The organism is Pseudoalteromonas prydzensis (assembly GCF_011050055.1).
In the GTDB taxonomy this organism is placed as follows: Bacteria; Pseudomonadota; Gammaproteobacteria; order Enterobacterales; family Alteromonadaceae; genus Pseudoalteromonas; species Pseudoalteromonas prydzensis_A.
In genome coordinates this window covers 1-8,173 of record NZ_DRGM01000039.1, presented here as the reverse complement: position 1 = coordinate 8,173, position 8,173 = coordinate 1, and the positions used below count along the sequence as shown (strand labels likewise).

At 43.4% G+C, this 8,173-nt stretch carries 8 protein-coding genes; all 8 read right to left on the bottom strand.

The window, feature by feature from the left end; all coding sequences use genetic code 11:
• Positions 1–1,363 (bottom strand): 7TMR-DISM family protein (locus ENH88_RS03545; protein ID WP_304179577.1); only part of this gene is annotated, 1,363 nt, incomplete at its 3' end.
• 92 nt (positions 1,364–1,455) lie between these two features.
• Complete coding sequence (gene purD, locus ENH88_RS03540) at positions 1,456–2,739, bottom strand: phosphoribosylamine--glycine ligase (RefSeq protein WP_304179574.1); 1,284 nt, start codon at positions 2,737–2,739, stop codon at positions 1,456–1,458.
• A gap of 14 nt (positions 2,740–2,753) precedes the next feature.
• Complete coding sequence (locus ENH88_RS03535; RefSeq protein ID WP_304179572.1) at positions 2,754–3,572, bottom strand: class I SAM-dependent methyltransferase; 819 nt, start codon at positions 3,570–3,572, stop codon at positions 2,754–2,756.
• A gap of 107 nt (positions 3,573–3,679) precedes the next feature.
• The gene (purH, locus tag ENH88_RS03530) at positions 3,680–5,266 is read right to left on the bottom strand and encodes a bifunctional phosphoribosylaminoimidazolecarboxamide formyltransferase/IMP cyclohydrolase (protein WP_304179571.1); all 1,587 of its coding nucleotides are present in this window, start codon (positions 5,264–5,266) and stop codon (positions 3,680–3,682) included.
• Positions 5,267–5,456: 190 nt separating this feature from the next.
• Positions 5,457–5,747 (bottom strand): DNA-binding transcriptional regulator Fis, encoded by a 291-nt coding sequence (gene fis / locus ENH88_RS03525; RefSeq protein WP_002957804.1) that lies wholly within the window; start codon positions 5,745–5,747, stop codon positions 5,457–5,459.
• 20 nt (positions 5,748–5,767) lie between these two features.
• Positions 5,768–6,739: a tRNA dihydrouridine synthase DusB gene (dusB, locus tag ENH88_RS03520; protein ID WP_304179576.1), complete on the bottom strand. Its 972-nt coding sequence runs from the start codon at positions 6,737–6,739 to the stop codon at positions 5,768–5,770.
• 282 nt (positions 6,740–7,021) lie between these two features.
• The gene (gene prmA, locus ENH88_RS03515) at positions 7,022–7,903 is read right to left on the bottom strand and encodes a 50S ribosomal protein L11 methyltransferase (protein WP_304179481.1); all 882 of its coding nucleotides are present in this window, start codon (positions 7,901–7,903) and stop codon (positions 7,022–7,024) included.
• 73 nt (positions 7,904–7,976) lie between these two features.
• Positions 7,977–8,173: sigma factor-like helix-turn-helix DNA-binding protein (locus ENH88_RS03510; RefSeq protein ID WP_304179479.1), on the bottom strand; the 197-nt coding region annotated here is incomplete at its 5' end.

Below are 8,173 nucleotides of genomic sequence, written 5' to 3'. Positions count from 1 at the left end.
GGGTTTGATTTAAAATATGACTTAACGAGTGAAAGTGGATAATCCTAATTAGACATAAGTTTGCAGGGCGCTGGTTGAGCTGCAAAGTTGTGTATGCATGCTTTAACATTGCGCTGTTTAAAAGCTTTGTTTGCTCGGTATGAGTGGCGTGATAGAGCGCTTTTTCTCGTTGGTAGCGCACCCGATCAGCCAGTGCCATGGCCATTAATGTTACTTCACATAGAATTGCCACTAAAAATGCATGACGGGTGGCAAAGCTATATTCGATGATCCCTGTCAGCTCTAAGGGCTGAATTGCTGCGCCAATTATCAACGGTATCCACGAAATGACATAAAACTTGGCCCAGCGAAAGCCGCTGCGTAATTTATTGTAAATTAATGTAATACATACAATATAAAGAAAAACTAAGACAACAAAGAATATTTGCGAAGAAATATATTCAACAATGAAAAAGCTAGCGATCCCTAAACAGAGCATAAGGCTCAATAGTGCAAGACTTAGCTTATAACGCCAGCATTTATCTTTATGGTAGCGCAAAAACATAGCACAGAAAGCTAGTGTAAAAAATGCAATCGCGTAATTACTCACTACAATATAGTGATTAAAAAGCTGCTGTAACGCTACTGGCCATAAGTAAAAACCAAAACCTAATACAGAGCCCATCAAAATCAGTGCAGACAGTATATAGCCAATGTAAATCAGATAAACCCGATCGCGAATACCAAAATACAGTACTAAATTATATAAAGCCGCCATAATTAATACCCCAACAAAAATTCCCCAAATAGCTGTTTGGGCGCGGAGTAAATCTTTAAATTCAGCTTCACCATATAAATTTATTGGGGTTTTGCTGATCCCTGTAGTGTCTATTTTTATGATCAACAGGCTATGGCTTTGTGCTGCAATAGCAAAGCTTATATGCGGGACGCTGTATTCAAATAAGCTAAGTTGCTCTTGCCGATCGCCTAAATTAAAGGTGTTAACCAATTGGCCTTGGTTATCTATTTGATAAACAGTTAAATAATCAATCATAGGATTATCAAAGTGAGCGAATAGCTGTTTTGACTCGGCTGATTTATTTTCTAGCTTCATTAAAAGCCAATAATCTTGTGATTTTAAGCCCCATGCAATGGTGTCAAATGGTTCTGAAATACGGGCATCCGGATCGTTTAAAAATTTAGCGAGCGTTAGTGATTTTGATGGATCGATGCGATAGCTTTGCTCTAAATACACAGCAGCGGTTTTATTAATTGTATAGCGGGTAGGTGTAGCTAAATGATTGGCAAAGGTATAGATAATGAACACTAAAATGCTCAAAATAAACAATGCAATAATATGATATTTAAACGGTTGTTGTTCCAAGGTGTTACTTATATGCAAGACGTCACCGCTTTATTGTAGCACTAAAAAAGCGCAGATAAACTGCGCTTATTATTAATAGCTGCTGGTTGGACCTATTTTTCCCGAGCGATGGCGCGATAAGCAATATCGGTACGGTATTCCATACCTAGCCAGCTGATTTCAGCAACTAGTTGGTAGGCACGTTGCTGCGCTTCGGTCACTGTGTTACCCAGTGCCGTTGCACATAATACTCGGCCACCGGCAGTCACTACGTTATCGCCGTCTTGCTTAGTACCCGCGTGGAAGACCTTTTCGCCTTCTGGGTAGTTTACTTTCAGGCCACTAATTGCATCACCTTTAGGGTAGTTATCAGGGTAGCCTTTCGCTGCCAGTACCACACCCACTGCCGCACGAGGGTCAAACTCAATGGTGGTTTTATCAAGTTCAACACGATTAGCGGCTTCAATCAGTTCAACTAAGTCAGACTGCAAACGTAGCATCATAGGTTGTGTTTCAGGGTCACCAAAACGACAGTTATACTCGATAACTTTAGGGGTACCAGAGTCATCGATCATAAGGCCTGCATAGAGGAAGCCAGTGTACGGATGGCCTTCACTTGCCATACCTTCTACCGTTGGGTAGATCACTTCGTTCATGATGCGTTGATGGATTTCATCGGTTACTACCGGCGCTGGTGAGTATGCCCCCATACCACCTGTGTTTGGACCTTGATCGCCATTGTAAGCGCGTTTGTGATCTTGGCTAGTTGCAAACGGGAGTACGTTTTTACCATCCACCATCACGATGAATGACGCTTCTTCACCTTCTAAGAACTCTTCAATCACCACGCGGCTGCCAGCTTCACCAAAGGCATTACCAGCAAGCATATCGCGGATAGCATCTTCAGCTTCAACTTCGGTCATGGCAACAATAACGCCTTTACCAGCTGCTAAACCGTCCGCTTTAATAACAATCGGTGCGCCTTTTTCTTGTAAGTACGCAAGCGCAGGGTCAATTTGTTCAAAGGTTTGGTAATCAGCCGTTGGAATTGCGTGACGGGCTAAAAAGTCTTTCGTGAATGACTTAGAGCCTTCTAGCTGCGCAGCACCTGCTGTTGGGCCAAAGATAGCTAAACCGTGTTCACGGAATTTATCTACCACACCAAGTACTAATGGTACTTCAGGGCCAACAATGGTGAGCTCAACATTATTGTTTTGCGCAAAGTTAAGTAGGCCATCGAGGTCTTCAACGTTAATGGCAACATTCTCAAGCTTTGGCTCAAGCGCAGTACCAGCATTACCTGGGGCTACAAATACAGTGTTAACTTTAGTGTTTTGAGCGGCCTTAAACGCAAGTGCGTGTTCGCGGCCGCCGCTGCCAATGACTAATACATTCATGGCGAATATCCTATTTAAAGCGGTTTTTTAAATTTCAGCGTCATGCGGTCGCTTTCACCAATGGCTTTATATTTAGCGGCATCTTGCTCGCCAAGTCTAAGGCTTGGTGGAAGGGTCCATACCCCTTTAGGGTGATCGGCTGTATCAAGTGAGTTTGCATTTATGTCACTGCTTGCTGCAAGTTCAAAGCCTGCTTGTTTAGCAAGTTCGATTACCACGCTTTGCTTCATATAACCTGATGACTTTTGCATTTCATCAGCTTGCGCTTCAGGTAGGCGATGCTCAACCACACCTAAAGTGCCACCTGGTTTAAGTGCTTTGTAAAAAGACTTAAAGGCATTAGCTGCGGCGTCTTTATCTTTGCTCATATACCAATTATGTACATTACGGAAAGTTAACACCATGTCTGCGCTGCCCGCAGGTGCTATGTCTAAATGTGTTGAAGGGGCAAATTCAGTGATTTTTACTTTACTGAATCGCTCATCTTCGGCGACTTTCTGTTTAAAGCCAGCGAGTGAACGTTGATAGTAGCCAACCGATGAATCAGCAGGAAAGTGCGCAGCATAATAGGTGCCTTGCTCTTTCAGTACTGGCGCTAAAATTTCACTGTACCAGCCACCGCCTGGTGCAATCTCAACCACTGTCATCGTTGGCTTTAGGCCAAAAAACGCGAGTGTTTCTACAGGGTGGCGATATTGGTCACGTTCAGTGTTTCGCTCGCTTGATTTAACGGCTTGAGCAACCGCTGAGTTTTGGCCATGATCATGGGCAAGTACTAACGTTGAGCTCATAGCAAGGGTAGCAACCAGTAGCGTTTTTAGTGCAAATTTCATCGTCTGTTCCTTCACATTATAATTTTATAGAGGTTATAGAATAAGCAGAATACGTGAATTTGTAGCAAACAAAAAGAGCTAACTGATGGTGTTAGCTCTTTGTGTGATTAGTGGCGGAAGTGACGCATGCCAGTAAACACCATTGCCATGCCAGCTTCGTCCGCTGCGGCGATAACTTCTTCATCGCGCATTGAACCACCTGGTTGGATCACAGCTGTAATACCTGCCTCAGCAGCTGCATCAATCCCATCACGGAATGGGAAGAACGCATCAGATGCCATTACTGAACCTTTCACTTCAAGGTTTTCATCAGCGGCTTTAATACCGGCAATTTTAGCTGAGTAAACGCGGCTCATTTGGCCTGCGCCTACACCAATGGTCATACCGTCACGGGCATAAACAATGGCGTTTGATTTTACAAATTTAGCCACTTTCCAGCAGAATAATAAGTCTTTAAGCTCTTGCTCAGTAGGTTGGCGCTTAGACACAACTTTTAAGTCGCCTTGAGTAACCATACCTAAATCGCGGTCTTGAATGAGTACACCGCCATTTACACGCTTAATGTCGTGACCTGTGCCTTTAGCAGAGAACTCACCACATTCTAATAAACGCACATTTTGCTTTGCAGATACGATTTGTGCTGCGGCTTCAGATACTTTAGGCGCAATGATCACTTCAACGAATTGACGTGACACAATCGCTTCAGCAGTATCAGCATCAAGCTCTTGGTTAAAGGCAATGATGCCACCAAATGCTGATGTAGGATCGGTTTTGAATGCGCGGTCATAGGCTTCAAGAATGTTTTCACCGATTGACACACCACAAGGATTGGCATGTTTTACAATAACACACGCCGGTACATCGAATTCTTTAACACACTCTAGGGCTGCATCAGTGTCAGCAATATTGTTGAACGACAATGCTTTACCTTGTAGCTGTACGGCGGTTGCAACAGACGCTTCTTGAACGTCATTTTCAACGTAAAACGCCGCGTCTTGGTGTGAGTTTTCACCGTAGCGCATGTCTTGCTTTTTAGTGAACTGCATATTGATAGTGCGTGGGAATTTAGTTTCCTCAGCCGCTTCATCCGTGTAGTCAGCAACCATTTTACCGAAGTAGTTAGCAATCATGCCATCGTACTGTGCGGTGTGCTCGTAAGCGGCAATCGCTAAGTCAAAACGTGTTTTGTATGTAGTTGAACCATTGTTGCTTTGCATTTCGTTGATCACGCGCTCGTAATCTTTGGCGTTTACTACAATAGTCACGTCTTTGTGGTTTTTAGCCGCGGCACGCACCATCGTTGGGCCACCGATATCAATGTTCTCAATGGCATCTTCAAGGCTGCAGTTTTCTTGAGCGACAGTATTCGCAAAGGGGTATAAGTTAACTACAACGATATCAATAGCTGAGATGTTATGAGCGTCCATGACGTCTTCATCTTGACCACGACGCGCTAAAATGCCGCCATGAATTTTTGGATGAAGCGTTTTTACGCGACCATCCATGATCTCAGGGTGACCTGTGTGGTCAGATACTTCAGTGACTTTAATGCCGTTATCAGCAAGTAATTTACAAGTACCGCCAGTTGATAAGATGTCTACGCCTTGTGATTCCAGAGCGCGAGCAAATTCAACAATACCGGTTTTATCTGACACACTTAGTAGTGCGCGACGAATTGGACGATGTGTATCCATTGTAGTTTGATTACCTCAGTGTTTGAGCTAGCTTAGAAAGGCGCTATTTTAACTGAATATCGCTTAAAAAACGATGTTTAAAGGGTGAGGATTTTGCAATTAGGTGCTTTTTTGAGGATTATTAAAGGTATAAAAAAAGCACCCGAAGGTGCTTTTTCAAACGAATGTTGTGATAAATCACAACATCGTATTAGTTCATGCCGTATTTCTTTAGTTTCTTACGTAAAGTACCGCGGTTGATACCTAGTAAGATTGCCGCACGTGTTTGGTTACCACGTGTGTAAGTCATTACTTCTTCAAGTAATGGTGCTTCTAGCTCTGAAAGAACAAGGTCGTAAACGTCTTGCACATCTTGACCGTTAAGCTGTTTTAAATAGTGATGAACAGCTTTCTTCACTGCATCGCGTAATGGCTGCGGTTTCTCGTGTGACTGAACATGAGGGTTAGTGATAAATGGAGAAGTCACGTTTTGTTCGAACATTGTTTATATCTCTTTCTTTCTTAGTTAGCTGCTAGTGTTTTAAAGTATTGCTCTAATGTCTCGATTTGTGCCTGTGGATTATCGAGAGCATTAAATACTCGCCTAAACTGACCGTCACTGTCATGGGTTTGCAAATACCAAGATACATGTTTGCGAGCGATGCGCGCTCCCATTGGTTCGCCGTAAAACGCATGAAGGTTCACTAAGTGTTCCATCAAAATACCACGTACTTCCGCAATTGGAGGCACAGGTAAATGTTCACCGGTTCGCAAATAGTGGTCTATCTCCCTAAATATCCAAGGGCGACCTTGGGCGGCTCGACCAATCATAATGGCATCTGCACCCGTATAGTCCAAAACCTGTTTTGCTTTTTCAGGAGACGTTATATCTCCATTTGCAACGACAGGTATCGACACTGAACGTTTGATATCCCTAATAGTGGCGTATTCAGCTTCACCTTTGTACATACATGCGCGTGTACGCCCATGTACGGCCAATGAAGCTATGCCATAACGTTCAGCTATTCTCGCAATCTCAACACCGTTACGGTTGTCCTGATCCCATCCAGTACGGATTTTCAGTGTTACAGGTACATCAACAGCGCTAACCACTGCGTCAATAATCTCTTCCACTAAACCAGGAAACTGTAACAGCGCGGAGCCTGCGAGTTTCTTGTTCACTTTCTTAGCTGGGCACCCCATATTAATATCTATGATTTGTGCACCATTACTTACATTGAATTGTGCAGCCTGAGCCATAAGCTCAGGATCAGCTCCTGCGATTTGCACCGCGCGTATTCCCGATTCACCACTATGATCCATACGGTTCATCGATTTCTCGGTTTTCCATACCAAAGGATTCGACGAGAGCATTTCAGACACGGCAAGCCCCGCACCTAAGCGGCGACAAAGTTGTCTAAATGGTCTATCAGTAATTCCCGCCATTGGCGCTACAATTACATTGTTCTCTAATTGGTATGTTCCGATACGCACTGTATTCAATAGGCCTCTTTTCAAGGGGCGCTAAGTTTACGGTTTTTTTTGCAAAAATCAAAGGCTATAAATTGAACAAAAGTGACTTTTTTTTGACTTTTGCGTATTGACATTTGATAACAGTTTGACGAATGGCTTTATTTGTCTGAATTTTATACAGAACTAATTTTCGTCAAGAAAATCATTATGTATAACAGTGTGTAAATAATAGGTAAAGCCTGTTAATTACAGGCTTTACCTAGTGATTTTGAGTTAATACTCTAAAGTACTAAAACCAGCAAATTATGCGTTCTTAGTACCGCTAACACGCGTCCATTCACCTTCAACAGCAATCTCATCCAAGGCTAAAAACGGCGCATAAACATCTGCAACTGACTGCGCTTGCTGTTCTAAAATCCCCGACATGGCAATTTTACCACCTGGTTTTAACAAGCCTAATATCACACTGTGTAATTCACGCAGTGGCGCCGCTAAAATATTGGCAACCACGATATCAGCGCTAAACTCAGGCTGATTTTCTGGCAAGTAAACCTCAAGCTTATCGGCAACGCCATTACGCTGTGCGTTATCTAAACTTGCTTCAAGGGCTTGCGGGTCGATATCTATGCCGATCATGCGCTTGGCACCGAGCTTGATTGCTGCAATGCCTAAAATGCCTGAGCCACAACCAAAGTCGACCACGGTTTTACCGGTTAAGTCTTGGCTTTCAAGCCATTTTAAGCAAAGTGCAGTAGTGGCATGGGTGCCGGTACCAAACGCAAGGCCTGGATCGAGTAACACATTGACGGCGTCTGGATCGGGAATATCGCGCCAGCTTGGGCAAATCCACAGTTTTTCACCAAACTGGATGGGGTGGAAGTTATCCATCCATTCGCGTTCCCAGTCCTTATCTTCAAGCTGCTCTATTTTGTATACTAAGGTGTCTTTTAGTTCGTCATGGCGCTTTAATAAAGCAACGACCGCATTCATATCGTGATTAGCTTCGAATAGACCAATCACAGTAGTATCAGCCCAAAATACCACAGTGCCGATTTTTGGCTCGTAAATTGGGGTGTCTTTAGCATCAATAAAGGTAACAGACGCACTGCCTGCCTCCATTAATAAGTCACTTACTGCATCAGCGGTTGCAGCGTTGGCATTGATACGGATTTGGATCCAAGCCATAATTATTTCCTGTAAATAGAAAAAAGGCCGCTACAGCGGCCTTTTAAATTTTAATCTGTATTTTAGTTGCTAATTATTTAGCATCTAAGAAGCTTTTCAGTAAGTCTGAACGTGAAGGGTGGCGTAATTTACGCAGTGCCTTCGCTTCGATTTGACGAATACGCTCACGGGTAACGTCAAACTGCTTACCTACTTCTTCTAAGGTATGGTCGGTATTCATATCGATACCAAAACGCATACGCAATACTTTCGCTTCACGTGCCGTTAGGC